The 25,950-nt window shown below is 69.3% G+C and carries 30 protein-coding genes; 3 read left to right on the top strand and 27 right to left on the bottom strand.

Going from position 1 to position 25,950, the window contains the following annotated elements:
* From GLX30_RS30335 to GLX30_RS30240, 20 genes are all read right to left on the bottom strand, one after another.
* Positions 1-2,769: a hypothetical protein gene (locus GLX30_RS30335; RefSeq protein ID WP_159694152.1), complete on the bottom strand. Its 2,769-nt coding sequence runs from the start codon at positions 2,767-2,769 to the stop codon at positions 1-3.
* Positions 2,770-2,772: 3 nt separating this feature from the next.
* Positions 2,773-5,301, bottom strand: coding sequence for a hypothetical protein (locus GLX30_RS30330; protein ID WP_159694151.1), 2,529 nt, complete (start codon positions 5,299-5,301; stop codon positions 2,773-2,775).
* 142 nt (positions 5,302-5,443) lie between these two features.
* Positions 5,444-5,584 carry a hypothetical protein gene (locus GLX30_RS30325; protein ID WP_159694150.1) on the bottom strand — a complete coding sequence of 47 codons (141 nt, stop codon included), beginning with the start codon at positions 5,582-5,584 and terminating at the stop codon, positions 5,444-5,446.
* Positions 5,584-5,847, bottom strand: a complete 264-nt coding sequence (locus GLX30_RS30320) for a hypothetical protein (protein WP_159694149.1) — start codon at positions 5,845-5,847, stop codon at positions 5,584-5,586. Before GLX30_RS30320 ends, GLX30_RS30325 begins: the two co-directional genes overlap by 1 nt.
* A 25-nt stretch (positions 5,848-5,872) precedes the next feature.
* Entirely contained in the window at positions 5,873-6,280 is a 408-nt protein-coding gene (locus tag GLX30_RS35565; protein WP_244258323.1) for a hypothetical protein, read from the bottom strand.
* Positions 6,281-6,286: 6 nt separating this feature from the next.
* Complete coding sequence (locus GLX30_RS30310; protein WP_159694148.1) at positions 6,287-6,601, bottom strand: hypothetical protein; 315 nt, start codon at positions 6,599-6,601, stop codon at positions 6,287-6,289.
* Between the two features lie 130 nt (positions 6,602-6,731).
* A complete protein-coding gene (locus GLX30_RS30305) occupies positions 6,732-7,478 on the bottom strand; it encodes a hypothetical protein (protein ID WP_159694147.1) in 747 nt (248 codons plus the stop codon).
* The gene (locus GLX30_RS30300; RefSeq protein ID WP_159694146.1) at positions 7,478-7,933 is read right to left on the bottom strand and encodes a hypothetical protein; all 456 of its coding nucleotides are present in this window, start codon (positions 7,931-7,933) and stop codon (positions 7,478-7,480) included. Before GLX30_RS30300 ends, GLX30_RS30305 begins: the two co-directional genes overlap by 1 nt.
* Complete coding sequence (locus tag GLX30_RS30295; RefSeq protein ID WP_159694145.1) at positions 7,930-8,331, bottom strand: hypothetical protein; 402 nt, start codon at positions 8,329-8,331, stop codon at positions 7,930-7,932. The genes GLX30_RS30300 and GLX30_RS30295 overlap by 4 nt, the downstream gene beginning before the upstream one ends.
* Complete coding sequence (locus GLX30_RS35965; protein ID WP_159694144.1) at positions 8,331-9,716, bottom strand: hypothetical protein; 1,386 nt, start codon at positions 9,714-9,716, stop codon at positions 8,331-8,333. Before GLX30_RS35965 ends, GLX30_RS30295 begins: the two co-directional genes overlap by 1 nt.
* The gene (locus GLX30_RS30285) at positions 9,713-10,453 is read right to left on the bottom strand and encodes a hypothetical protein (RefSeq protein WP_159694143.1); all 741 of its coding nucleotides are present in this window, start codon (positions 10,451-10,453) and stop codon (positions 9,713-9,715) included. Before GLX30_RS30285 ends, GLX30_RS35965 begins: the two co-directional genes overlap by 4 nt.
* Positions 10,454-10,903: 450 nt before the next feature.
* Positions 10,904-11,368, bottom strand: coding sequence for a hypothetical protein (locus GLX30_RS30280; protein WP_159694142.1), 465 nt, complete (start codon positions 11,366-11,368; stop codon positions 10,904-10,906).
* A gap of 14 nt (positions 11,369-11,382) precedes the next feature.
* The gene (locus tag GLX30_RS30275; protein ID WP_159694141.1) at positions 11,383-11,802 is read right to left on the bottom strand and encodes a hypothetical protein; all 420 of its coding nucleotides are present in this window, start codon (positions 11,800-11,802) and stop codon (positions 11,383-11,385) included.
* Between the two features lie 83 nt (positions 11,803-11,885).
* Complete coding sequence (locus GLX30_RS30270; RefSeq protein ID WP_159694140.1) at positions 11,886-13,355, bottom strand: phage major capsid protein; 1,470 nt, start codon at positions 13,353-13,355, stop codon at positions 11,886-11,888.
* Positions 13,352-14,383, bottom strand: coding sequence for a head maturation protease, ClpP-related (locus GLX30_RS30265; RefSeq protein WP_159694139.1), 1,032 nt, complete (start codon positions 14,381-14,383; stop codon positions 13,352-13,354). The genes GLX30_RS30270 and GLX30_RS30265 overlap by 4 nt, the downstream gene beginning before the upstream one ends.
* Positions 14,380-16,398 (bottom strand): phage portal protein, encoded by a 2,019-nt coding sequence (locus GLX30_RS30260; RefSeq protein ID WP_159694138.1) that lies wholly within the window; start codon positions 16,396-16,398, stop codon positions 14,380-14,382. Before GLX30_RS30260 ends, GLX30_RS30265 begins: the two co-directional genes overlap by 4 nt.
* Before the next feature lie 200 nt (positions 16,399-16,598).
* Complete coding sequence (locus tag GLX30_RS30255; RefSeq protein ID WP_159694137.1) at positions 16,599-18,101, bottom strand: hypothetical protein; 1,503 nt, start codon at positions 18,099-18,101, stop codon at positions 16,599-16,601.
* Positions 18,085-18,594, bottom strand: coding sequence for a hypothetical protein (locus GLX30_RS30250; protein ID WP_159694136.1), 510 nt, complete (start codon positions 18,592-18,594; stop codon positions 18,085-18,087). The genes GLX30_RS30255 and GLX30_RS30250 overlap by 17 nt, the downstream gene beginning before the upstream one ends.
* A 92-nt stretch (positions 18,595-18,686) precedes the next feature.
* Positions 18,687-18,932 carry a hypothetical protein gene (locus GLX30_RS30245; RefSeq protein WP_159694135.1) on the bottom strand — a complete coding sequence of 82 codons (246 nt, stop codon included), beginning with the start codon at positions 18,930-18,932 and terminating at the stop codon, positions 18,687-18,689.
* Between the two features lie 191 nt (positions 18,933-19,123).
* A complete protein-coding gene (locus GLX30_RS30240; RefSeq protein WP_159694134.1) occupies positions 19,124-19,510 on the bottom strand; it encodes a hypothetical protein in 387 nt (128 codons plus the stop codon).
* Between the two features lie 123 nt (positions 19,511-19,633).
* Between GLX30_RS30240 and GLX30_RS30235 the strand changes: the two genes are divergently transcribed.
* The 3 genes from GLX30_RS30235 to GLX30_RS30225 are packed head-to-tail and all read left to right on the top strand — an operon-like array spanning position 19,634 to position 20,445.
* Positions 19,634-19,891, top strand: coding sequence for a hypothetical protein (locus tag GLX30_RS30235; protein WP_159694133.1), 258 nt, complete (start codon positions 19,634-19,636; stop codon positions 19,889-19,891).
* 2 nt (positions 19,892-19,893) lie between these two features.
* On the top strand, positions 19,894-20,208 hold the full coding sequence (locus GLX30_RS30230) for a DUF6221 family protein (protein WP_159694132.1): 315 nt from the start codon (positions 19,894-19,896) through the stop codon (positions 20,206-20,208).
* Between the two features lie 48 nt (positions 20,209-20,256).
* Positions 20,257-20,445, top strand: a complete 189-nt coding sequence (locus GLX30_RS30225; protein ID WP_159694131.1) for a hypothetical protein — start codon at positions 20,257-20,259, stop codon at positions 20,443-20,445.
* 7 nt (positions 20,446-20,452) lie between these two features.
* On the opposite strand, the gene GLX30_RS30220 is transcribed toward GLX30_RS30225, so the two are convergent.
* The 7 genes from GLX30_RS30220 to GLX30_RS30190 all read right to left on the bottom strand — a co-directional run bounded on the left by GLX30_RS30220 (position 20,453) and on the right by GLX30_RS30190 (position 25,944).
* The gene (locus GLX30_RS30220) at positions 20,453-20,923 is read right to left on the bottom strand and encodes a DUF6221 family protein (RefSeq protein WP_159694130.1); all 471 of its coding nucleotides are present in this window, start codon (positions 20,921-20,923) and stop codon (positions 20,453-20,455) included.
* Positions 20,920-21,405, bottom strand: coding sequence for a hypothetical protein (locus GLX30_RS30215; RefSeq protein ID WP_159694129.1), 486 nt, complete (start codon positions 21,403-21,405; stop codon positions 20,920-20,922). The genes GLX30_RS30220 and GLX30_RS30215 overlap by 4 nt, the downstream gene beginning before the upstream one ends.
* A 530-nt stretch (positions 21,406-21,935) precedes the next feature.
* Positions 21,936-23,990: an FtsK/SpoIIIE domain-containing protein gene (locus GLX30_RS30210; protein WP_159694128.1), complete on the bottom strand. Its 2,055-nt coding sequence runs from the start codon at positions 23,988-23,990 to the stop codon at positions 21,936-21,938.
* Between the two features lie 10 nt (positions 23,991-24,000).
* Positions 24,001-25,119 carry a hypothetical protein gene (locus GLX30_RS30205; protein WP_159694127.1) on the bottom strand — a complete coding sequence of 373 codons (1,119 nt, stop codon included), beginning with the start codon at positions 25,117-25,119 and terminating at the stop codon, positions 24,001-24,003.
* Between the two features lie 21 nt (positions 25,120-25,140).
* On the bottom strand, positions 25,141-25,356 hold the full coding sequence (locus GLX30_RS30200) for a hypothetical protein (RefSeq protein WP_159694126.1): 216 nt from the start codon (positions 25,354-25,356) through the stop codon (positions 25,141-25,143).
* 103 nt (positions 25,357-25,459) lie between these two features.
* Positions 25,460-25,636: a hypothetical protein gene (locus GLX30_RS30195; RefSeq protein WP_159694125.1), complete on the bottom strand. Its 177-nt coding sequence runs from the start codon at positions 25,634-25,636 to the stop codon at positions 25,460-25,462.
* 80 nt (positions 25,637-25,716) lie between these two features.
* On the bottom strand, positions 25,717-25,944 hold the full coding sequence (locus GLX30_RS30190) for a hypothetical protein (RefSeq protein ID WP_159694124.1): 228 nt from the start codon (positions 25,942-25,944) through the stop codon (positions 25,717-25,719).
* Positions 25,945-25,950: the final 6 nt, after the last annotated feature.

The following is a 25,950-nucleotide window of genomic DNA, read 5'->3' as shown; positions in this document are numbered from 1 at the left end:
TTACAAGGGGATGGCGACGGGGGCAAAGAGCTGCACCGCAGCCCCAGCACTGTGGGATTTCGTGATGCTGTTGACGGAGCGGGTGACCGTGAACGCCTGCGGGGACGACGCACCGGAGATGGCGGTGACGGTCATCCGTTCGCCGCCGACGGTGATGTCGAACGGGACATGCGCGCCGTTCGTCGTCCAGAGGGGGCCGCTGGTGGTGGTCACCGACAGGGCGGTCGCACTGCTCGTGACCCCGGCCGCCAGTTCAGAGCCGCCCGTATCGATCCGGGACGCGGCCGCGCCGACCACAGCCGTGCGGTACGGGCCCGCTGGGCTGGTCGCGAACGACAGCTCCCACCGGTACTGATGCAGGATCTCCGTGTAGCCCTGCGCCATCAGCTCGATGGTGTCCGGAGGCAGCCAAGTGGGCGGGTTGGTGATGTCGAGTCGTGAGCCGATGTCGACGCGTGCCACGTCGTCGATCAGGTGGACGGCGTTCTGCAGGAGGACCGTCACGGTCGGGTAGCGGGTCTCGTCCCAGGTGCCCATGTGGAGCAGCCACGAGGCGTGCTGGGGCAGCTGGTCGTCGTTGTAGAGGGTGAGGGTGGTCTGCTCGCTGTAGATGCCGACCCCGTCCGGCGGTGCCTGGACGGACAGCGGCCCGGTCTCCTGCACGGCACGCGCTGAGGACCCGCCCTGGCGCTGGACCATGACGTCGTTGCGGAGGTAGCGGTCGTCGTCGACCGGCTCGAGCGGCACGACCAGGCCGTCGCTGCCCGCGTAATCGAGGGTGAGGTCCGGGGTCTGGTTGTAGAGCCGACGCCGGTCCTGGAAGGCGAGCGCGGTCTGGTCGCGCTCCTCGTACAGGATGCCGTGGTCGGCGTCCGCCGCTTCCTGGAGAAGGTCGAGGAACCGGGCGGGCCGCTGCGGGCCGACGAACACTTCCTGGTTCGTGTTGCCGTGCAGGAAGAAGCTGACCTCTTCCTCGGAGCAGAGCCGCTTCATGCGGAACCCGGCGGTCTCCCCGGTGAACCCGAGGTCGGCCTCGTTGAAGATGGTCTGTGTGTTGGAGAAGACGGCGACATGGCCGATGCTGATGCCGTCCATGTCGGCCTGGGAGCCACCCACAGGTGCACCGATGCCGGTGACCCGGCCGACGATGGAATCGCTGCGGGTAGTAAAGAAGTCCATGACGACCGTGTCGCCTTGCTTCCAACGCAGGTAGATCTCGATCGAGGCGTGGAACTGTCGGATGTAGAGCTCGCACCGGTACCAGTCCCCGACGGGGGCTGTGCCGCTGATGTTGGCCCATGTGTCGGTGACGCTGTAGAGACCGGCTGCCGCGCCGTCGAATTGGCCCAGGATCCGGAAGCCGGTGGATGACATGCCGACGGTCCAGGAGTCGACTGTGCCGGTGGTGCCGACGCGGATGAAGTCCTGGTAGGCGGTCTCGAGGCTGTCCGCGTTGAACGCGAATTCGACGCTCCACTGGGGCGCGGGGACAGCGGAGTCGGGGACGCTGCCGAAGAACAGGGCCCGCGTCGCACCGGAGTCGCTTTCGAACTTGGCCAACGGCGATGAGCCGGCCAGGGCGCTGTCGGCGGCGAAGTCGAGGCCCTGCCCGTTGAGCGATGGGCCGCCCGCCATCGCGGACGCCACACGGGTGGACCCTTCCTCGTCCTCGAACGGCCAGTACGCCAACAGCGTCGACTCGTTCGGGATGGTGCGGCGCAGCGTGGACTTGAGCGGTGCCGCGCCCTGCCCGAGTCGGCGGAGGATCCCAGCGGCTTCGACTTCGACGTACACGTCGTCGCCGCCGGTCCCCCAGCGAACGGGCCAGGACGAGACCTCTCCGAGGAAGCGGATCTTGCGGTTGGAGATCGACGCCCCGCCGTTGACGGTCCATGTGCGGCCAGCCGAGTCGGCGAAGCTCGTGACCCCGGCCGCCTGCGCGGCGAAGTCCGGGTTCGCGACCACCGACCCCGCAATGCCGTTCCGCAGCTGGAAGGCGTGGACTTGCCCGTCGAGGGGCTGCCCGCCGACGGCGGCCAGGGAGCCGATCTCGAGGTTGGCGGTGCTGCTGAACACGGTGGTGACGCCCGAGTTGATGACCGGGTCACCAAGCTGGATCCATGTGCCGTCGATGGAGTCCGAGGTGTAGAACGTGGTCGTCGATCCGCCTGCTCCATTGTCCACGTCGTGCGTCACCCGCAGCGCGATCCTGTTGGAGCGGGGAATCGGGAAACCTTCGGTGGAGGTGACGTCGATGGATGTGGCGAGGGTGCCGGTGCTGCTCCAGCGGAAGACGATGAAACCGTTGGACGTGGTCAGGTACCAGGACCGCTGGTCCCCGGTGGTCAAGTACTTGCCCGCGAGTTCGTTGACGACGTTGACGTCCTGGAGGGCGCCGGAGGTGAAGTCGACCCGGATGTCGAGGTCGCCGGTGATGTCGAGGGCTGCCGCGTCCGGGGTCGTGGCGGAGTCGCCGCTCGCGCCGGGCAGCATCAGGTACGAGGAGCCGGCATCCACGCTTACCCTGACGGGGGTGTTCCGTCCGATCGCCCCGTAGTACGGGGAGCGGGGGTTCTTCGGCGAGTACTTTCCGTGGGCGTTGTTGAGCGTGAAGTTGCAGGCGCTCGGGACGATGGCTTCGGTCTCGGCGGACCGGCCGCGGCGGATGCGGATCTCGTCCCGCTCGTACACGTCCGACGACACGTTTGTCCATGTGCCGTTGATGTCGAGCTCCACCGTGATCGGCAGGATCGTTTCCGGGAATGCCACGGGCTATGCCCCCTTCTGTCCGAGGACGGCCTGCACGTTCCCGCCGCGTGCGCGGATGGACTTGCTGAGCGGGTCGATGATGACCTCCCCCAGGTATTTGTCTGCGATGGTCAGCTGGATCACGATCGGGCGGTTGTCGGCGCCGCCGGAGTTGGAGAGCATTCGACGGCTGTCCGGGTTGGAGCGCACTCGCGAGCCGGGTGCCAGGTCCACGAGCTCGGGGCCCTGCTCGCCGACGAGGGTCATGCGGGACCGGGGGCCGCCGCCGGCCGCGCCGATGATGCCGCCCGACGCTTTGCCGCCCAGCTGCGTACCGTGCGAGCCCGACGCTCGGGCTTCCAAATGGGTGGTGACGATCCACGTGCGCACGGTCTTGCCGTCGAGGTTGTCGAGTTGGCGGCGGGCCTTGGCGATGGCCTGCTCGAGCTGATAGATGTCGGCATTGATCTTCGCCTTCCGGGCGTCACCCGGCCCCTTCTTCAGCCGCGCCTTCGCATCAGCCAACTTCTTCCGCAAATCTTCCAGGTTGCCCTTGAGGCGTGCGGTCTTGTCCGGGGTGCGGAGGATCTGATCAGCGAGGCTCTTGGCCTTGCCCTTCGTGTCCTCCATCTGGCCGCCGGCCTTGAGGAGTGCAGCCCGGCCGCGGTCGTAGATGGCGTTGACCTCTTCCCACGAGGCGCCGTTCTCGCGGGCTGACTCTGCCGCCTTGATCGTGGCTGCTGCGATGTCGTCCAGCGCCTGGTTGTTCGCGCGCCCCTTCTCGGTGTTCTCGTCGAGGGTGCGGCCGTTCTCCTTCAGCGCCTCGTCGGCCGCGTCGATCGCGGCCTCCATGCCGCGGATCCCGCCCCGGGCAATGAGGTACTGGTTGCTCAGGGCGTTGATGGACTGGGCGAGGCCGTCGGCGCTGGCCTTCTGCCCGGCGAGCTTCTCCTGCACTGCCTGAGCCTCGGTGCCGAACAGGCCCATCGCCTGTGCGGCGAGCTGCTCCTCGAACGCCAGGTCCGCGAGGGAATCTTTGTAGGCGTCGAGCCGGGTCCGCAGCTCGTCTGTGCTGAGGCCCTTCTCCCGCGCCCGGGCGGCGAAGAGTTCGAAGGCGTCGGCGGCCTGCTTGGCGTTGCCGGACTTGACGAGGTTGGCGAGGCCCTGGTCGACGTCGTCGATGACGGTCTTCCAGCGTTTGACCGGGGTGGAGTCCTGGCCGAAGAAGTTCGTGAAGCCTTGCTGGATCTGGTCCCACTGGTCCGGGCGAGCCAGGCCGCGGAGCGCCTCGTCGAACTCGCGGAAGTCCTTGCCGACCACCTTCAAGGTCTCGCCGGACAGCTTCCCCGAATCGCCCACCCTGGCCAGCGACGTCGTCAGCTTGTCCATGTCCGTCGGCGCCCGCTTGCCCACGTTCATCAGCTCGGTGACCGCCACCACCAGGAGACCGATACCGGTGGCGGCGAGCGCGAGCTTCGCCGTCCGGGACAAGGCCATGAACGCCGCAGCGAGTTGCCCGACGCGGGTCGCGCCGGTGCCGGCCGCAGTGCGCATGGCGATGATCTGGGTGGTGATGGCCTGGATCCCGACGCCCACGACGGCGAACCCGGCGGCGGCAATCTTGATGGCCTTGAACGCGATGGCCACCTGGAGCAGCGTGCTGAGGAGACCGGTGGGCAGGGATGCGACGAGGTCGGCGAAGACGTTGACGACCTGGAGCATGCCGACGCCGACTTCGGACCCGGCGACGAGGAGCTTCGTGAGGGCCTGTGCCAGGTTCCCGAGCGTCTCTCCGACGAGGGGGCCGGCCTCCCTGGCGTAGTCCATGAACTCCCTGAGGTTGCCGCCGACCTCGCCGGTGTTCATGGCGCGAACCAACTCGATCAGTCCGTTGTTGGCCTTCTGCAGCGTGCCGGTGGAGAACTCCGCGAAGCTCTTCATGAACCGGTCGAACGCGGCCGACTGCACTCCGCCCGCCGCGATCGTGACGAACCGGTCCAGCTCTCGGCTGGCGCCCTTCACGGCGGGCGTGAGCTTGGGGAAGATCGCGCCGAACGTCGCCATGCCCTTGGTGACAACGGGCATGGTGTCGGCGGCGAGCACGTTGGACCAGTCCTTGTATTGGTCCTTGAGGACGGACAGCTGCGCCGCAGCCTCCTGCGTGGCCGGGGGGAGCTTCTTCATCTGCTCCGCGTATGCGGCCTGCGCCTGTGCGGCTTCCTTCGAGGTGGGGCCGTGCTCGTCTACCGCGTCCTGGTACTTCTTCTCCGCGTCGGTTGCCTCGCCCATGGCTGCGATCTGCGGTCCGAGGGCCGCGCCGAAAGCGGCCACCGCTACGCCGGCGGCGCCCAGCCCTGCCGCGATCGGCACCGTCGCCGCGGCAATGGGGATCAGCGCAGGAGCGAGGCTGAGGGCTGATCCGGTCATTGAGCCGAGGCTCTTGTCCATGTCGCCTGCGCTGCGGGTCAGCCGGTTCAGGCTGTCGTTGACGGAGATGATGCCGGCGCGGGTCTGGTCGCGGACGCGGACGACGATGCTTACGGTGTCGGCCATGGCTCACCTCCATCAACGTCGGTGTCTGGGGCGCCGAGCTTCTCGATTTGCAGGAGCCCGTACAGGGTGGATGCCTCGGCGAGCACCTCGCTGGGCAGCTTCTTGAAGCGGTCGCAGAGGCCGAGGATGAAGCGGGCGTGGATCAGCTCGCGAGGGGGCTGGACAGGTTGTCCATCGGAATCGATGCCTCCAGGGACGGCTCGCCATCGGGCGATGGCTGCTCCAAAGGGGCCGACGGCCCGCCCTTCAAGGCGTTGATCCAGTGGGTGGCGAGGAGCAGCATCAGCTCTTGGTCCTGCGCGTAGACCGCCTCGGGGTGGCGGGCACCGGCTCGCCCTCTTCGTCTTCGAGGTTCCACTCGATGAGCGATTCGGCGAACCGCCGGAGCTGGTCGGCGAGGGCGCTTTTGTCGACTTCGCCGATGCCCTGGATTTCGAGGAAGCCTCCGAGGCTCATGCCCCGGAGTGACACCTCGAGGCCGTGGTATTCGTGGCCCTCCTCGAAGGCGATGTCGATGCGCTTCTTCTTGTGGCGGTAGCCGGCCATGGCGGGCCCCCCTTCTCGTAGTGGGTCAGGACCAGGTGGGGACGGTGCCGTCGGACAGGACGCCGGGCACGGCCCACGTGAGCTCGCCGGAGTCGGCGCGGGTCAGGGGGTAGTCGGTGAACAGGCACTCGTTTGCGAGGGTCTGACCGCTCACGGTGAGGGTCACGGTCCGCGCGACGCTGGTCGACGGGACAGTCTTGAACACGGCGTGGCTCATGTTCGCCGCGTCGTTGTAGACGCCGTTGAGCGTGATCGAAAAGTCGGCGAGGAGCAGGATGCGCTCCATCGCGGACTTGTCGATGCCGGTGACGTCCTGCACCGCCCTGGGGGTGGCGAACTGGAGGTTGGTGACGTCGTTCTTGATTACCTGCGGGGACCCAGAGGCGTCATCGACGCTGCACGTGGTCCATCCGATGCCGCTCTCCTTGGCCATGGCTGGTCATCCCTTCTGCTGCTGGTCGGCGATGCGCTGCTGGTGCTCGCCGAAGTCTTCGACCCAGTCGATGGGGCGCTGATGCTGTCGGGCGCGGCCGGTCGGGTTGCCGCGCCAGTCGCCGTCGCGGACCGCGTACAGCTCAGGCCGGGTCTTGTGCTCGGCGAAGCACCGCTGGTGGGCCTCGAACCGGAACACCGTGAGCCCGTCACCGCGGCGCTGCTCGCGGAAGGTGCGGCCGGCCTTGTGGCGGATGTAGGCGGCCTGGTCGCGGCCGAGGGGGTCGTCTCGTCGATGACGGACTCCCAGCCGTGCATCCACGCCGGGCAGGCGACCCGCTCGCAAGCAGCTCTGACGAGGACGTCGGCGGGCTGGGTGATGCTGTACGTCTGGTAGGCGTGCACCGGGTGCAGGGGGTCGATGCGGTTGATCGGTCTCAAGGCTCCTCCTCTCAGAAGGTGGTGGCGACTTCGTTGCGGATGACGGACAGCGCGAACACGGCCTCGGTGAACGTGCCGGTCGTGACGACGCGGAGGTAGCGTTCGACGGTCTGGTCTGCGGCGGTGGCGATCCGCTGGCTCGTGATGCCTGTCGCGGCGGTGAAGCCGCCGCCGGTGACGTCGGCCCAGGCGTCTGCTGCTGCGTCGTCGCTGGACTCCTGGAGCTTCACCGTGACGCTGGTGCCGGTGAAGGCGAAGACGTGGAGGTAGGCCTGCAGTCCGAAGTCGGTGGAGCCGGCGCCGAAGTCGACGGAGGATCCGTTGGTGGCGGTCGTGTCCGTCCGCTTCCCGGCCGTCATCGACGTGCCCCATTCGACGCCGTACCCGTTGGCGAGCGCCTCGACCGCGAACGTGAACGCCCCGTCGTCGCCGCGGGTGCCGTCGTAGTTGGCCTGCTTCGCGACCAGGTTCGCCGACTGCCCGCCGGCCGCCGTGCCCCGGAAGTAGGAGAGAATGACGTCGCCGGTGGGCAGGGAAGAGAGCCGTGGGTGAGCCTGCGCGGCGGCGGGGTTGAAGAAGCTGGTGAACTGCAGCCGCCCGTCCCTCACGCCGCCTTTGCGTTCCATGGCGGACTTGTTGATAGCGGTGAAGTCCAAGGGTGCGGGGCCGCCGCCGATGTTGCCGAGGGCGCCGATGTCGCCGGACAGGTCGTATCCCGCCACGTACAGGTTGTCGCCGAGGCCACTCTGCTTGGCCATCAGGAGGCCTCCGTCCACACGTCATTGATGAGTAGCGGCAAGGTGATCGTGGCGACCCTGTACTCGATGCCGTCGACGGTGATGTAGCCGAAGATTGCGTCGAGGCCGCTGCCGTCGGAGCCCATGAGGTCGACGTTGCGGACGATGCCGCCGAGTGTGAAGTCGCCTGCGTAGGCGGTGAACAGGGCGTCGACCGCATCGAGGAGCGCCACGTCGACATCGTCGACCGGCTCGGCCTGCATCGACTGAAAGACCCGCACACTGAACACAAGCCGGGCGGACAAGGAGCTGAGGCCCGAGGAGCGCAGGCCCCCGATGCGGTCGGTCCAGACAGCGCAGTTGAGTCCGCTGCTGGGCGGGTTCTTCGGTTCGTGGGCGTTGACCTGTTCGAAGACACCCAGGCTTAGAGCGTGGGTGACGACGGCGTCGAGCACGTCTCTGGTTGCCAGGCTCATCGGAGCAGCCCCCTTGCCTGGTAGCGCTGGAGCAGTTGCATCGCGATCCGGTTCGCGTCGCGGTCGACCAGGGGCTTTGTGCGGCGGAACGTCTGGTAGCCGCGGAAGCGGGTGACGGGTGCGTTGCGGGAGCCGGTGCCCTCGAGCCACGGGCCGTAGACGACGCCCTGGTCCCACACCTCGTACCCGCCGCGGGCCCGCCGGACGGTAACCCGCAGCCGGTAGTACGGGGTCTGGGTCCGCAAGACCTGGTTCAGGCGCCGGTCGACCAACTTTTCGCCGTGCTCAGCGACGGCGTAGTTGAGGGCGTCGGAGTACTGGGAGGCTGCGCGCTGGAAGCGGCCGTCCCGGAACGGACCTGAGCGGGTGGCGTTGACGCGGACCTGGAAGCCAGTCATCAGACCCCCCGGATCCGGGCCTTGCGGCCCACGGCGTCGTAGGTGGCCTGGCGCAGCGAGGCGAGCGCGCTGGTGTCCCGTGCCCGTTCGCCTGTGCTCTCGCCACTCCGCTTGACCCGGGAGTAGCCGGCCTGCTCGTTCGTGAGGGTGCTGATCGCCTGGCCAATGACGAGGGTGCGCACGTCGCCGGGCGGGTTCCAGCGCTGAATGCTGGTGCCGCTGGCGTGGGTGGCCGCCGTGGTGCCGAGGGCTGCGCGCCGGACGCTGAGCGTTCGCGGGGCGTAGATGTCGGCGCCGGCGGTGTGGGCGGCGATGGTGCTGCCGTCCCAGGCGCGCTTGACAATGAGGTTGTTGCCTGCGATGTCTTCGATCCGCATCCGTTCGGCGTCGATGAGGATGACCTCGTCGACGGCGAAGCCTGATGCGTCGGCGACGGTGACGGTGACCGCGCTGTTCTGGATCGTGAGCCCTGCGCCGCCGAGGTTCTGGCCGGTGTCGAGCATCGCCCGTGCGGTGACGATCATCCGTTCGGAGTCGACGCGGAGGACGCTGCCGACGCCGACTTCTGCGCTCGTGTCGCCGTCTACGCCGACCGTGGTCTCGGAGGCGTCGAGAGCTTCGGCGAGCGTCCCGACGGTGGTCTCGTCGTCGCGGTAGCCGTACAGGCCGGTGATGGCGATGCTCCGCTGGTGGGTGTCGCCGCTGCTGAAGGCTGCGTTGCTGTCGAGGTCGATCTCGATCCGGTTGTACGGGGGGCCGTACTGGTTGGGCTCGAGGAAGAAGTCTGTGTCTGCGATCGTGTCGCCGCCTGCGGTGAGGGTGGTGAGGGAGATCAGTTCGTTCTGGTCCAGCCACAGGCGCCACGGTCGGGCGGTCTGCGCGTTGGGCCAGTTGAAGTAGCGGGTGGCGGCGACGGGGTAGAAGGTGCGGTGGCACAGCTTCTCGACGTCCCTCGACGCGGCCTCGATCGCCCTGTCCACTTGCCGGTTGACCCGGGCGGTTTCCTTGAAGTCCAGCGCCCCCTTGACGTCTTCGCGGGTGGCGTACCAGACACCGGCCGGGCTGGTGTTGGTGGCCGCGGCGGTCGCGGGCGCGATGACGGTGACCGTCTCTGTCGCGGTGACCGGAGCAGCGTCGGACAGGCCGGCCCACTCGACGAGGTACGCGCCGGCCGCGAGGGCGGCGGACGGAGTCCACGTGTAGCCGTAGGAGCCGATGCCGGGGTGGGTGACGCCTGTGGTGGTGGCTGCGAGCGCGGTCGTGCCGGTGCCGATGTTGGTGACGCTGATGGTGGGGGTGGCGTCGAGGTCGGTGAGGGTGCCGCCTTCGAAGTCGAGCCACTGGGAGAGGAGCGGCAGGGCCTGGCCTGCGATCACGGTCGTCATGCGGTGCTCCCATCCGTGATCAGTCCGAGGGCGTCGAGAGCGGTGAGCAGTGAGGCGAGCGCGCTGCCGTCCGCTCGGCTACCGGTGACGGTCTGCCGGGAGACCGGGGTCTCGCCGTGAAAACCGAGCTGGTTGGCGTCGGGGTCGATGGTGTGGACGACGGCGCCGTACAGGGCGGCGACGTACTCGCGCTTCCCAGCGTGCTGTGCCGCCAGGGCGTCCGCGGCGTAGCGGTCGTAGCTGCGCTGCGTCCCGTTGAAGCCGGTCCCACTCCAGTTGCTGACGATGAGGTCGGCGCCCGTGGCTTCAAGGTCCAGTGCGCCGCCGTCGCGGCGGAACCTGTACCCCTTGGTGAAGTCGGTGACGGTGAGGTTGCCGCCCGACACCTGGGCGTTCCCGGCCACTTGGAGCCCGGAGAGGAACGCGGTGCCGCCTTCGATGGCGGCCACGCGGGTGAGGCAGTCCTGGACGAACGCGTCGAGCGTGGTCACGTCAGTGCTGAGGTCGGTGACGACGATGATGGTGGCGAACTTTCCGTCCGCCCATGCGCGGTCGCCGTGTGGGTCCGTGGCGGCGGAGTGTGCGGTGACCGCGCCGTCGACGTAGCCCTTCGAGGCTGCGGCGAGCGACGTGTCGGGGGCGGAGTCGGGCAGCACAAGCTCGCCGGTCATGGTGTCGCCTGCAACGTCGACCTTGCGGGCGTCGCCCGTGGTGCTGGTGTATCCGGTCGCGGTCATGCTGCCGTCCTCCTCTCAGATGGTGATGTCGTGGTCAGGCCTTAGCGGGACCAGCGGTATCCGTCGAAGGGGCAGTGGAGCCCTCCGCCCGGTCCTTCTTCGAGCGGCTCGCCGTCGTTCGGGCACGCCGCGGGCGGGGTGTCTCGCTCGGCTCGCTGCTCGTCGGATGCCTCTCGGATGATGGAGAGGAGTTGCTCCCAGGCGATACGTCATCGCCCCCTTCCAAGTGGACGAGCTCAGGCCCGTGCTCACCGCGAAGGTCCGTGACCGGTGCCGCAGCCTCGGGGGGTTGGGCCGCGACACCGGCGTTACTGGGCCCGCCGTGGCGGGTGATCTTCGGGGACATGGGTTCTCCCTGTTCGACAGAGGCGGTCGCCTGGCAGTGAGGGCAGCGCGGAGCGCCCGCCGTGTAGACGGCGGTGCACTCCACACACACCCGGCCGGCCATGGCTAGGCCGCCGCCACGGACGCGCCGTCGTCCAGCGGAACGTAGGTCAGCGTCCACTCGACGCTGCCGGTGTTCGTGGCCGCGGTGTTGAGGCCAATCGCTCCGGCCGCGACGACGACGGGGTTGCGCAGGTTGGACACGCCGCCGCCGGTGGACTTGACCATGGCGTCGGCTGCGAGGCCGGTGATGCCGAGCAGGCCGCCAGCGGCGAGCCCGTTCGACTCGACGGTGCCGGACAGGTCGTTGACCGCGCCGGAGCCGGACGGTGTGGCCACGAGCTTGATCGCGTTGGCCTGCGCCTGGATCGACGTGGTCACCCGGCCGACGATGGAGGTCACGAGGACCCGCCCGCCGGTGACGGTGAACAGTGCGCCGGTCGTCGATGCGGGCAGCGCAGCGGTTGCCCGGTCGACCTTGACGCCGAGCGCGATGGCCCGGACCTGGTTTCCCTGAATGATCGTGCTCATCAGTCAGTCCCCTCTCAGACCAGGGCCGGCAGGTTCTGCGGCGCGCGCTGAACCGTGAGGTCGTGGAGGACAGCAGTGACGGTGCCCGTGCTGGTGGAGGTGCACTTGACGTGCGTGAAGCCGTCCGACAGGGACGAGGCGTTGATCGTGAACACCGCAGCGTCCAGGCCCGCGGTACCGGCGATGGTGACTGCGGCGTCCGCGGTCTGCGTCCGCTCGGTCCACACGCCGCCGACGCCGTCGGAGGTGTAGTAGTGGTCGACGACGTCGAGGTCGGCGGCGCCGGTTCCTGCCGCGTCCTGCGCCTCCTGCACGGTGAACGTGTCACCGGCGGCGAGGTAGCAGATGAAGCTGACGGCGCTGGCGTCCTTGAGCGGGACGAGGACACCGTCGGCGACGGGGATGGTGTTGAAGACCCTTCCGAGTCCGTCCATGGTCTTGCCTTCCTTACGGGGGTTGAATGCCGTTTCGGAGCGAGCCCGGCCGGGGGCGTTACTGCCCGGCCGGGCCGGCTAGATCAGGCGCGGTTGGCGATCTCCACGAACGGGGAGAGGGCCGGGCCGCCGTTGGCGGGGGTGATGGGGGACTTCAGCCACGGCTTGCCGTCGACGCGCTGGATGATCCGGAACGCGGTCTGGTCGTTGCCGAACTTCCAGTCGGTGGACGACGAGGCGGTCATGGTCTGGCGGTCGCCGACGAGGTAGTACGACAGGTCGACGAAGCTGAGGTCGGACCGGTCGCCGAGGCGGCCGGCCTTCTCGGAGACGATGAGCGGCCGTCCGAAGATGGTCACCGGCGCGGGGCCGGCGACGTTGGTGAGCATGACCGGGCCGCCGCCGGTGCCGACGGAGAGGGCCATGGTGAACAGCTCGGGGATGGCCTCGGGGGAGCAGATCCACACGCCGCGGGCGAGCGACGCGGGGAGCATCCGGCTGTACATCTTGATGACGTTCTCGACGACGATGGTGTCCGCGGCCTGGCCGGACTCCTTGGCGACGGCGACGCCGCCGGGGTTGCCCGCGCCGAGGAAGCCGAGGGGCTCGCCGACGCCGGAGCCGGACATGAAGGCGTTGTCCTCGAAGAACGCGAGGGCCTGCGGCCAGAGGGTCTCCACCAGGGCGGCGAAGGACACGATGGAGTCCTGGAGCAGCTCGTTCGGGACGACGCTGAGGCCGGTGAGCTTCTGCGCGTCGAGGGTGATCCGCCCGAACTTCGCTGAGGAGTCCTGCAACGCGGCGGACTCTTCGCCCCAGTAGGCGATCATGCCGCCGTACACGGACCCGGCGTTGGTCGTGGAGTCGATCATCGGCATGGGGACTCGGGCCGACTCCATCGGGACGACCGTCGCCCGGGAGCGGACGACCGCCATCTCCAGCGCGATCTGCAGCAGCTGCGAGCGCAGCACCTCCGGGACGAGGAACCCGCCGTCCGAAGGGACGAGGGACGAGTACTCGTTGCGCAGGCGGTGCATCTTGGCCTGCAGGTCGGCGTTGGCGTTCAGGTGCCACGCGGCGTGGATGAACTCCCCAGCGCTGGCGAACTCGTTGTCGAGGCGGGCACCAGGGGCCTTCGGGTTGTGCGCCGTGGCCTGCTTGTGGCTGGTGAGCATGTTCGTCGGTCGCGTCTGCGGGTCGAGGTTGAGGCGCTTAATGCCGTCGCGGCTGGCGTCCTGCCCGTTCTCGCGCAGCATGTTGGCGAGGCCGCGCTGCACGCCCTCGTCGATCTGCCGCTGCATGTCCGTGCCGTCGCCCTGCTGCGCCTTGGCGTAGGCGTCGATGAAGGAGGCGAGGGAGTCCTTGTTGGCGAGGACCGGGGCGATGCGGCCGGGGTCGCCGAGCATTTCGGCGAGCTCGTCGGCGTTCTTCGGGACCGGGACGTTCTTCGGCTCGATCGAGGTGGCCGTGTTGAAGGTGCGGCCCACGCGGGTGGGGTCGATGCCCATGGCGGACAGACGCGCTCGCTGCCCTCGGGTGATCGTGGTGGTCACTTGGATGCCTCCCTAAGGCGTGCGGTCACGTCGTCCCATGACGGCGTGGTGAGGAGTTGTGCAGTGAGTCCGGCCCACGGATCGGGGACGGGCTCAGGTTCGGGGGTGTTCGGCTCGACGACGGGCTCCACCTCGGCGGTGGGTTCGGCCGCCGGGGGCTGCTCCTCGAGGACGGGCGTCTCTGCGGCCGGTGCCTCGACGGTGGGCGCGGTGTTGAGGACCGGCGCGGGTGCGTGTTCGCGGCCGGCGTGGCGGAACACCGACAGGTCCCAGTTGGCGGCGGGCTGCAGCTTCGGCTCCGGCTCGGCCTGTCGTGCCGGGGCGTCGACCTCGTCCGCAAGCCCGGCAGCGACGGCCTCGTCGGCGGAGTACCAGGTTTCGGCGAGCATCCGGGCGCGCCACTCCTCGACGATGCCGCCCGCCCTCTCCGCGTACACGGCGGCGATGTTGTTGGACTGGCGGTCCAGCAGGTCGGCCATGTCGCGCATGTCCTGCGCGTTGCCGATCGCGAGCCCCGACCCGTCGTGGATCATCATCTGTGAGTGGGGCTGCATGACGACCCGGTCGCCGGCCTGGGCGATGACGGAGGCGATCGACGCGGCCAGACCCGCCACGCGGATCGTGATGTTCGCGGGGTGGGAGCGCAGCGCGTTGTAGATCGCGATGCCCTCGAAAATCTCCCCACCCGGGCTGTTCAGGTTGACCGTGATGTCGGCCGCCGTGACAGCGGCGAGCTCCCGCTGAAAGTCCGCGGCGGTCACACCCCAGTAGCCGATCTCATCGAAGATGTCGACGACGACCGACCCGGCGTTGTTCGTGATGCGGTACCAGTCACGGCCGGGCTGGAGGGAGGCCCGCGGACGCCCACCGCGAACCCCCCTCTCCTCCCCACCCGGGCGCCCGTCACCGGCGCCGGCCGACAGCGCAGCCCTCGCTGCTCCTGCCGACACACTGTTGGTCAGCAGACGGTGGGGCAGCGGGCCCAATGCCCGTGCTCCGCCTGCCGCTACTGCTCGACGCAGCCTCATGACGACGCCTCCCATCGGGCCGTGAACGTGCCGCGGCACCGGCTGCCGCCTTCGCATTGCTGGTAGCCGCCGGCCGCGTACAGGGCGCGGATGGTGGCGAGGTCGGTGTATTCGGTGCCGTCGATCTCCCGGCAGGGCGGGCAGGTGTTGCCGTCGAGCTTCTCCGTCGCCGTGTAGACGGCGGCCGGGGTGGCTTCGACGACGGCGATGCGGCCCACGTTTTGCGCGCGGTGGACGGCGGCGCCGAGCTGGTCGCGGCGGAACCGGTTCTTCAGGCCGCGGAGTTTCGTCTTCACGCCGTCGGCGATTCGGCGGCCGACCGCGCCGGGCGCGTACTGGCGCATGGCTTCGATGGCGGCCTGGCGGGCGAGGTCGTCGGCGAGGATCGCCGCGGTGGCCTGCGCGATGCCGAGGAGCTCGTCACCGAACGCCCAGGCCCGGTTGGTGAGCGCCGAAGACACGGCGGGCACGGTGATGTTGACGCCCTGGTCCGCGGCTTCGGCGGCCATCTGCTCGGCGGCGGTGGTGGCCATCTGTGCGAGGGCGGCGGCGAGAACGCTGGTGCTGCGGTCGGCGGGGGCGGTGATGCTGGCCAGGGCGGGCAGGTCGTCGTCGTCGATCGCGGCGGTGATGGCGTCGGCGAGCTGGTCGATCTGCTCGTCGGCTATGCCTTCCCATTCGGCGAGCAACTGCTCGAGGACGGTCGTGTACTGCTGCCGTATCTGCTCGAGCGCGGCATCGTCGTCCGCTGCGGCAAGGAGCGTTGAGCCGGCCGGAAGCCAGTTCTGCGGCTGCCGCGCGGCGGGGGCCGGCGACGGGGCAGGGGGCGGAGTGTGGCGCATGTCGGGGAGGCCTACGGCGGAGAGGATGTCGTCCGCGTCCCAGCCTGCTGTGCGCAGCGCGGCGGCGGCGTTGGCGCGGGCGGTGAGCTGCGCCGCTTCGGTCTCCACGTCCGGCGGGACGGGGTCGCAGTAGTCGAACTCGAGGCCCTGCGCGGTCGTGCCGAAGAGGGGCAGGAGGTCGTGGTTGAGGGCGGCTTTGATGCGCTCGAGGCGGGGCACGGTGAGCATCTCCGCGAACCAGGTTTTCGACGCTTCGGCGGTGGCGCGGTTGACGTCGGCGACCTCGCCGAGCGCGAAGGCGGGTATGCCGAACGCCTCGCGGATCACGTCCCGGGACACGCTGCGGAGTTCGGCGAACTGCATGTCGCGCTGGGTGTACTTCCGGTCGACCCACTTGCCGTGCTCGAGGATGGCGACCCTGTGGGCGTTCGCGACGCCGCGGTGCTGCTCGTTCCAGCGGGTGCGCAGCTGGTCGAAGTCGGGGTCGGACAGCGTCTCGGGGACTTCGATGATGCCGCCCGGCTCCGCACTGTTGAGGAAAAAGTTGCGGTTCCATTCGGCGCTGTACTTCGTCGCGTCGAGGTCGGACAGGATCGACTGGACGGGGCCCATCCCGCGGTACGGGTCGAGCGGGTTGGGCATCCGCAGCTGAATGACCTGGTCCAGCTCGAGCGGGACTTCGGTGCCGTCGGGCGACGTGTACATGTAGCCGATGAGGAAGTGCTCCGGGTCGGGCACGGGCCGGATCCGGTCGGGGCGGACGTACCACATCTCCAGCGGAATGTCGGAGCGCTCGTGGCGGGCGATGACCCACCAGCCTTCGCCGGTGAGGTCGATGTGCTGTTGGAACGCCTCGACGAACTCCTGCCGGGGCATGAACGCGTTGGGGCGTTGCCACAGGTCGAGCGCGGCGTGGGAGGTGACCTCGACACGGTCCTCGTCGCGGCCGGACTTCGCCTTGCGCCAAAGCTTCCAGTCAACCTGCGACGTGGCGTTCGATGTGCGGTTGACGATGGAGAAGAGGGTGCCGACGGAGCCCATGGCGGCCATCTGTGCGACGGCGTCGCGCCGGCCGGCGTGGCCGAGGGCGTAGCGGGCGCTGCGGGGGGCGAAGGGTACGGGGGTGCTGGTGGCGGTGCGGTTGAGGAGGGCGCCGAGGAGGGTCCTGGCCACGCGCACCTCCTGCCCGCACTAGTCGGGGTGGATCCGCCAGTTGATCGCGATGACCGCGAGTCCGGCAGTGATCCAGCCCGCGGGCCCGTAGACCCTATTGGCTCCTATAGACAAAAGAATAGCCGCATTCAAGTCGAGAAGGACAGGCATACAGGTCTTCAACTTCTGGCCCCACCTGCGGATTGGTACTTTGCGCACGCTCACAGCCACCTCACCCTGGTTCGTCCTGCACTGTAGAAAGCCAACAAGAGGGCGTCGGCGTTGTCCGGTGACCTGCCCAAACGCTTGATGATCTCTTCCTTGGGTTCGACTTTGATGCGGCCCTTGGGGTCGACCTCCCAGCGCGGCTCGAGGAGCTGCGCGATCGTGGTGTCGGCGTTGTCCATCTTGGCGAGGTCCCAGCCGCAGTCGGCTGACAGGCCGCGGCCGAGCTCCCACCACATCTCCGCGCGGAGGTTGACGAACTTGTCGGGCCTGCTTGCGGCGGTGGCGACGTTGACGCCGTGGATGTGGGCCGCGTGCTCGCCGCGGCCGGCGGCGTTGCGGAGCTCGCCGATGACGCCGAACCCGATCCCGATGGAGTCAATCTTTACGGCGGTGGCGCCGGTCTCCCGGATCGCCTGCAGCACCAACGGTGCGATCTTCTCCGGCCGGTCGGTGTGCGCCCGCCACTCCCGCCCGGCGCGCCGGCCGCGACGTTCACGGATCACAGTCTCGTCCCCGCCGCCGCCGACGTCGACACCCAGCTCGACAGGCTCAAGCTCGTGGACCTTCGGCCTCTCCGCCTCCGCCATCCGGCAGTTCGCAATGTCGGACGCCCTGACGACCTGGTTCGGAGCGTCCGCAGAGAACTCCCCCAGCACCTTCGACCGGTAGATGGGGTTCTCCTCACCCCACTCCTTCGCCTTCTCCTCCACCCACTCGCGGCCGACGAGAGAAACGGCCATCTCCTCCGGGATGTCCTCGCCGGTCAGGTTCGGGGAGTCGAAAGCCGAGATGCTGATCTGATGCCAGCTGCTCCCCGGGGTACAGACTTTGCGGAAGTGGGAGGCGGGGTTGTCCGGGTTGCCGATTGCGAGGATCCGGCAGTCCGGCCCGGTCGCCAGCGCATCGGCCGCGACCCACAGTTGCTCGGGGATGCCGCACGCCTCGTCGAGGACGACCAGCACGTACCGGGCGTGGATGCCCTGGAAGCCGGACTCGTCATGGTCGGCGGGCTTCCGGCCGTAGCCGACCAGCTCGTCATCCATGAGCCACTCGGTTTGGTTGACGCGGCCGGCGAGGTCACCGGCCTTGTGGTGCTTGCGGATGTAGCGCCACAGGATCGCCCGCACCTGCGAAAAGGTCGGGGCGGTGGAGACGACGAACGCGCTCCCGGGCGGGTGTGTGTCGAGCCACCAGCAGACGACCAGCGCCGCCGTCCACGACTTGCCGACACCGTGCCCGGAGCGGACCGCGGTACGCCGGTGGTCACGGACGGCGTGGAGAATTTCCCGCTGCTTCGACCACACCGTCTGCCGGAGCCGTTCCTCCACCCAGCGGACCGGCTGATCCCCGTACATGGAGGTGCGGGCTGCCAACTGCTGCCGGTCGGTGTGCGCCTTCAGTTTGTCCCGCAAAGCCTTCAGCTGCTTCGTATCCCCAGCTTTGACGAGGGCGTTGACCTGGGCGCGGATGCGGTCGATGTCAGGCGCTGTCGCCATCGACGCCCCCGAGCCGGTCGAGGATCGCGCCGATCTCGTTGCCAAGGCTCTCGGCATCCACCGACACGCGGGACGGGGCATCGAGGCCCTCGAGCTTGCGGCGGGACTCGGATATGCGGAGCAGCCGGTCGATCGCGGCCAGCACCGGCCCGTCGTCGGGGAGGGGTTCGCCACCGAGGGAGACGATGCGCCCGTTGGAGACGGTGACGTGCTGCCGGTCGAGAACACCCCAGGCGGCTTCGGCGAGGCGGTCGAGGCGTTCCCGCTCGAGGCGGCGCAGTTCATCGCCGGCCTCTTGGACGGTGGCTTGGAGGACTGCGTCGACTGCGCGCCAGGCGTTGCCCTTGTTGCTGTAGCCGAGCTCGTCGGCGATCCGCTGGAACGACCAGCCCTTGGAGCGCAGCCGGGCGGCTTCAGCGTCCATTTCGGCGCCTTGAAGGGTGCGTATGTACTTGCCGTTGGCGCCCCGGGCACGCGTGTCGTCGTCACTCACGGTGGCCTCCCTCCTGTTGACAGGATGCCAGAGGGTGCATACAAGTGGCCCGCCCCACCGGCGCGGTGTGGGGCGGGCCGTGTGGGCCAATGTCAGGCGGCGTCGGCGAGGAGGTGGCCGTGGTCGTCGGTGAGGCACAGGCCGTGGAAGCCGTACAGGCTGAGCTGGTAGGTGCCGTCGGGGCGGCCTTCGGCGAGCGCGGCCATGTCATCGAGGGTGAGCTGGTCGGCGCGGATGGCGATGGGGCAGGTGTCGCCGGCGGGGCAGGTGTCGGGGTGGGTCCAGTCGACGTCGGTGCCGTCGGCGGTGATGACGAAGGGGTGCGGCTGGTGGGTCATTGGTCGTCCTCCTGTTGCTGGCTGGTGCAGTTGGGGTCGTGTCCGCAGGCGTGGCAGCAGGTGCCGCAGTCGCACATGGATGGGCTCCGTCAGTCGTCGGGGTCGGGCGGGTCGTCGTAGTCGCGGTTCCAGTAGTCGCGGTCGAGGCGGGCTTCCTCGTCGGGGGTGAGCTCCCAGGCGGCGAGCTCGGTCTATGCGGCCTCCGTGTAGGCGGCCTGGGCGGCGAGGGGGCGGGTGGCCTTGTACGTGTGGAGCGCCGTATAGAGGGCGGGCTCGACCGGGGAGTAGACGTGGACGTGGATCCAGCGGCCGGTGGTGCGGTGCTGCGCCCAGACCTTGATGGCGGCGGCGCCGTCGTTCGCTGCTCGGTAGGCCTTGGCGACGTGCCGGCCGTACCAGCTGCACTGTCCGTCGGGGAGGTCTGCGCCGAGGCGGTCGAGGAGGTCGCCGGTGCGGATGAGGCGGCCTTGGTCGACGTGGACGGCGACGATGCCGCTCAGGGTGCGGTAGGCGAGGTGCCGGCTGGTGTGGAGTGCGGCGGTGATGGCCTGGCGGGCGGTGCGGTGACGACGGTTCACGGGTACTCCCCCTTGCTGTGCTGCCTTGCGATGTACCTCCAGTCTGAGGCCTACACGTAGCCCTGTCAATAGGGCTACGCGTAGGCATTCCCGTAGGCCGACGCGATGTGGGACGATGGGGCCATGCCCAGCTACCAGCCCGACAAGGACGCAGCCGACCTCTTCGCCCGCTACAAGCGGCACTACGAAGCCGAACGAGACCTCAAGCCAGCCATGCGTGAGATGGCCGCCCGCGAACTCAAGGCCGGCGCCAGCGTCGGCCAGCTCGCCGAACTGACAGGCCTAACCCCCGAAGTGTTCCGGCGCATCGCCCGAGCCGAAGGCGTCGAGCGGAAGCGGCCCCCGACCGTGGGGAAGCTGAGGAACGAGACGGAGGCGTAGCAATGACCGACGACCTGGTGGCTTTCGTCCGAGCCCGACTCGCTGAAGGGGTGGAACAAGCCCGCTGGAGTGGCAACATGCTCGTCACCCAAGGGGCTCCCGCCATGAACGTGCCGCTGGACGTCGCAGAGAAGAGAGCCCGACTCCTCCTCCACGCGGCCGAAGCACGGCAGGCTTTGCTGGAGCGGACCGTGATGCCGTACCTCGGCACCGCCGGCTTGCCAGGGCGGGTCGCTGCCGAACAGCTACGTCTGCTCGGCTGGGAGTTCCTGGGCCACCCCGACTACCGTGACCAGTGGCGGCCTGATCCGGTGTAGCCCCGCCATTCCCCCTCCACCCCGGCCCCCGTGCGGCAGACTGCCCGCATGGGGGTTCGCTTTGGGGTGATCGCCGAGTCGGAGCAGGAATGCGCCGCCGGCCTCGCGATGCTCGCCGCGCTCCGCGCTCTCGGGTTCGACATCCTTGTCACGCAGCAGCCCGTGCAGCTGGTCGGCGACCGGTGGATGGCCCGCGCCACGCCGACGGCCCCCGCTGAAGACGAGGGCCGCACGTAGAGCGGGGTCAGGGCCGCCACTCCTCGCGGTACTCGGGGTGGTAGGCATACGGCAGGGCGAGCAGGCGAAGCGTCGGGCACGGCCACCACTTCGCCGCCCGACTCCACTCGGCGTTGCCTTCGGAGTCTTCGTCGAAGTCCTCAGGAGCGGCGCACACCGCGCACCCGAGGGTGCCCTCCTGGTGCTCGTCAAGGATCCGGCGCTTCGCCTCGACTTCGACCAGGACGCGGGCCGGGTCATGGCGGGCGATGTGCGCGGCCAGCCCTGCCGGATCAGCGGTCAGACCCCGCCAGTGCTTGTCCTGCTCGTAGGGGGTGTGGAATTCGGGCGGCCACATGAGGACCATCTCGTCACTGACCCACTCCGGGTCATCGTCGCCAGGGCCCTGATGCCAGTTGAGCGGCCTCGCCGTGCCGCGCGCGATTGCTTCGTCTTCGTCGAGTCGGGCCCGCAGGAACGCCACCAGGTCATCGCTCATGCGTCCATCATCCTCTCGGCGGCAATACCGAGGATGCGAATGACGGGGGTAGCGCTGGTCTGCTGGTCGTTCCACGAGGGAACGGTTTCGGCGCTGGCGAACTCGCGCTGGATGGCGTCGAGGAGTACGGCGCAGGCTTCGTCGGCCTGGCCTCGGTTGTGCGCGGCGGCCCGAATGGCTCCGACGGCACAGACGGCGCCTTGTTCGTCGCGGAGGCCGCCGCGGGTCCAGCCACGCTCTTGGAGGATGGTGCGGGCGCGGTGCAGGACGTCGGCGAGCGGGCTCACGGCCGGGGCCGGCTCGACGACGGGCAGGATCGGGGTGACGAAGTCGACGACCGGCTCGGGCAGGTGAGCAGTGTTCACATCGAACTGGAGCTGGGCCTGCTCGAGTCGGAGGGTCATGGCGGCGTCGGCGATGGCGAGCCGCGTGTCGAGGTCGACGGTGACCTCGACACGGGCCGGCGTGAGGGTGGTGGTCATCGGCGGGCGAACATTCCGCGCTTGGCCCGGTCGGCGACTTTCTGCGGGTCGGGGGCGGCGACCTGCGGGCCGGGGGTCGCGATGTTGCGGACGCCCTTCGGGGGCTGGTGTAGACGGGCCCTTCGCGGAGGACGAGGCCTTCGACGGACAGCGAGCCGGAGATCATCCATCCGGGCATGAGCGGGTGCCGGTAGGAGACGGTGTACTCGGAGTACAGGTGGCTGTCCTCGTAGGGGGCGAGGTTGGTGGCGACCTTCTTGAGGACGTACAGCTTCTGGCCCTTGCGGACCTCTCGGTCGGCTCGCTTGGCGTCTCGCCTGTTGCGCTGGTACACGGTCATAGCCTTCTCCTTGGGTGGTGTTTCATGGTGGTTTGTCCCCGGACAGGCGCACAGATTGCCCCGGTATGTCGCCTGGACGGGGGGTGGTCAGGGGGTGGACGTGACCCGGGTCGTGTCCGGGTGCTGTCCACCCCCTGGCCAGGGGGTATTCCGGGTCAAACTGGGCCGATGTCCGGGGGTGGACAGGGGGTCAGGCGCCTTCGAGGAACCTCCGGGCGTCCGCGATGTCCGCCCGTCGGTAGCCGTTCACTCGGCCGGCCTTGTGCGGGACCGAGACCTTCACCGTGCCGCCGGCCCCGGCCGCGCGGAGCAGCTCACCGAGCCGGTCCTGAGTCATGGAGCCGCCGATGAAGCGGGCCATCTCGTCCAACTGGGCCTCGTCGCGATCGAGGTGGTCCATGGCGGCCATCGCGCCGCGGACCGCTTCGAGCTGCTGCCGCTGCTCGAGGGTGAGCTCGTGCACGGCGCGGCCGGGTGTTCCGTTGCGGTCCGGTCCCCCGGCGGCGGAGGACAGGCCGGTCTCGTTGAGCAGCTGCTGCTCGATCGGGTCCTTCCACTGGCCGACGAGTCGTCCGGCCTTCTCGCGGATCCGGGCGGCGCGCATCATGAGGTGGCTGATCTCGCCGCGCTTGTCCTCGTCGAGGTCGAAGGACCGGGCGAGGTCGGTGATGCCGGCGAAGCCGTTGACGAGCCAGCCGAGGCCGGGGAGCGGCGGGTCGAACTTGGAGGCGTCGCGGCCCATGCCGGAGGCTCCGCCGCCGAGGATGGCGTTCGACTGGGTGGCGTTGTCGACCTTCATCGCCCAGCGTGTACCGCAGTTCATGGCGAGCGCGGCGGGCAGGACGTCGACCTCGGGATACTGGGTGATCAGTACGAGCAGGATGCCGGCGCCGGCCGCCACTGCGGAGAGCTCGATCAGCGCTTCGAGGATCTCCTCGCGCAGCCGCTTTCCCGGGCGGGTGTAGGTGGCGACCTCGTCGATGACGAGAACCTCGAGGCCGCCGACTGCGCTGATGGTGTCGGTGGTGACCTTCGACTTGCCGAGCTTGTCGAGCTCACGGTTCCGCCGGCCCATGTCCCCGATCTCGGCCTTCAGCAGGGCGAGGAGACGTTCCGGGCTGGGCTTGAAGTAGGTGGCGGCGACGCCAGCCTTGGCGTAGGCGTTCCACTCGCCGTTCTCCTTGCCGGCGACGATCCGCAGGTTGATCCGCGGGTCCATGGCGGCACCGGCGATCAGGTTGGAGGCGCCGACGCCCTTGCCGGAGCGGGTCATGCCGGCGATGACGAAGGAGCTGTTGTGGAGGGGCAGGACGATGGCCTGGCCGCGCTTGTCCCAGGCGACGGGTACGCCGACATCGAAGGCGTCGAGCGGGCCGCGCAGATCGAGGAGCGGCGAGGGCCGGGGGGTGAAGAACGGGTCGGTGTCGGACATCCACAGTGACACCCGGCCGGCAGCGCCGGCTTTGGTGACGTCGACCATGGACACGTCGCGGCCGAGGGCGGCGGCGAAAGCTTCGAGCTTCTTCCTCAGCGCGGCGACGGTGGCGCCGGACGGCATGTCGAAGACGGTGACGCTGGTGCCGTCCGGCTGCTGAAGGGTGGGCTGCACGATGGCGATACGGCCGGGGAAGCCGGCGTCGTTGACAGCCTTCTGCAGCGTTTCGCCGTCGAGGTCGACGGTCGGCTCGCCTGGGGCAAGCTCAGGAGCGCCGATGGGGTTCCACGCTCCGGGGCGTCCGTGCCACACGCCGGTGGCATACCCGGCAAGGCCGATGGCCAGGTCGATCCACAGGCCTCCGACGGCCAGGCCGACGGTGCTGCTGGCGCCGATGACGCTGCCCCAGGCGGCGGTCTTGCCGGTGTGGATCCACTTGTGGCGGCGGTATTCGGCGCGCCGCTGCTGGACGAGCTCCTTCAGCTTCGACTCGTCGTCGACCTTGCCGTCTGAGGCTTTCAGTTCGGCGCGGGCGGATCGGATCATCTGCGGGTAGTCGTCGCGGCGGGCGTCGAGCCAGCGCTGGGCCAGGTTGCCGTAGCCGCGGGGCACCCACGGGAGGTAGCCCCGGTTGTCGGCGACGTGGCGCTTCGCGGCCTTGAGGCGTGCGGTCTGGGACTCGATCCATGCGGGGCGGACCTTCTCGACCTGGTGCTCGACGACTGTGCCTTCGACGACGTCGGGCAGGTCTTCGACGAGGCTGAGCGCCGGCCGGGCGAGGGCGTGCTCGGTGTACGGGGCGGTAGTCACGGCGGGCTCCTCAGTGGTGACCGTTGACGGCGGTGACCTTGCGGGCGGTGTCGGCCGCGACGGTCTTGGCGATGGGGTGGAACGGCAGCGCGTCGCCCTTGCTGCGGCGGTGCGCCGGGGGCTGCCTGCGGGCCGGCTTGACGGGGGTCTTCTCGCGCGTCTTCGAGGCAGGGGGGAGATCGGTCACGACCTGCGCACTCTTGGTCATTCCGAGAGGCGTCCCGGAGGCCGTCGGGAGGACGAATGCGGAAGCGTGCAGGCGACCCTCTATGCGAGTCCGGATCGTCTTGGAGTCGAGCGGCAGCGGCTGCTGGGCGGTAGCCAGCGCTGCGGCGGACTTCACTGCCCAGGCGTGCATACGAGGGGTCATCCCGGGCTCCGTGGTGCCGTGGACGATGGCCCACGCCCGGGCCCAGGCCTCCTCCGGCTTGAGCGTGCCGTAGGGCGCGGCGGAGACGAGACGGTCGGCGACCTTCGCAACGTCCCGGTGGTGACGCCGGCGCCGGCGGTCGTGCTTCCGGCGGGCCCGCTCCTCAGCCTGCTGCCGCGGGTTGGAGATCGCGGCCGACAGAGTGATGACCCACTGCCGCACTTCGAAGTACAGCGGGCCGAGCATGGTGACCGCGGCGAGGCCCCAGCCGACGAGCGCGCCCTGCTCGGAGCCGTGGATGTAGTTGATGCGGGCGGCGAACCCGGCGGCGGAGAGGCAGAACGCCCGGAGCAGCCACCGGACCCAAGCCGGGAGTTTCCGCTCGTCGGCGTAGGCGACGCCGGCGGCCATGACCCAGGCGGCGCCTTCGAGGGCGAACGGCACCGGCAGGAGCATGAGCGACTTCTTGACGAAGTACGCGACCTGGGCGGGGATGGCGGCGAGCGCGGACATGGCGACGAGGAGCAGGGTGCCTTTGCGGTACACGTTGCCGGGGGTGAGGGTTTTCTCCCGCCGGGCGGCGCGGGCCTGCTTGCGCAGCGCCTTGTCGCGGCGGGCCTGGGCCTTGTCGGCGCGCTCTTCGTCGCGGTCCTTGCGGCGCTCTTCGCGGCGCAGCTCGGCCTCGAACGCGCGGGTCCGGCGCTGCTCTTCGGCGTCGGCAACCTTGTCGGCGCGGCGCTCTTCGAACCAGCTGCTCACGATGATCGGGTCCTTTCCGGGTTATGCGTGCTGGCGGTGGCGCGGGGCGGGGATGCGGATGGTGCGGGTGGGCTGCTTCTGGTCGAGCCACTGGTCGATGACGAACGCGGCGGCGACGAGGAGCAGGAGCCCGATGCGGGTGCCGGGCGGCGGGGTGAGGCCGAACATCCAGGCCAGTCCGGCGACAAGGACGGCGACTCGGGCCCGGCGGGCGATGGCGGTCAGGTCGAGGATCACGACGGATTCCTTCGGGTCGGGGCGGGCGGGGTCTGCGCCGGTTCTCCTCACCGCCCGTGCGAGACGGGCGGATCGGACAGCCGGTCAGTAGCGGCGGGGTGAGTTAGCGGGCTTCGGCCTCGCGGAGGTACTCGGCCGCGGTCGACTCCGAGACTTCGAGGCAGTTGGCGACGATCTTCGCGTCGGCCTCCGGGTTGATCTCTCGGATCGCTTTGGTGCGCTCGATGTGCCGTGCATGCCGGACCGGGTTGCTGGTCTCGGCTGCCTTGCGTCCGAACATGTGGGTCTCCTTGTGGGTGGTGACCGGGGCTGTCCCAGCTCCCCGCGGCCCCGGACTGGTCCGGGGCCACAGGCAGCCGGTCAGGCGGCGGCGGGGTAGTCGACGTGCTCGAGGCCGGCGAGGACGGGCGTCTCGCCGGGGTGGCGGGTGTCGTAGTCCGCGGCGAGGGCCTCGATGCGGACCATCTCGATGCGATCCCAGGACTGGAGCGCCTCCTCGTAGCGGGCCTGAAGGTCGAGGCGGGCCCGGCGGTCGGCCTCGTAGGCGTCGAGGTCGGCAGTGACGAGGCGGAGGGCGGTGCGGGTCATGACGGT

The organism is Streptomyces sp. Tu 2975, from assembly GCF_009832925.1.
Classification (GTDB): Bacteria; Actinomycetota; Actinomycetes; order Streptomycetales; family Streptomycetaceae; genus Streptomyces.
Note: the sequence above shows the minus strand (reverse complement) of the source record. Positions and strands in the feature narration are given on the sequence as shown.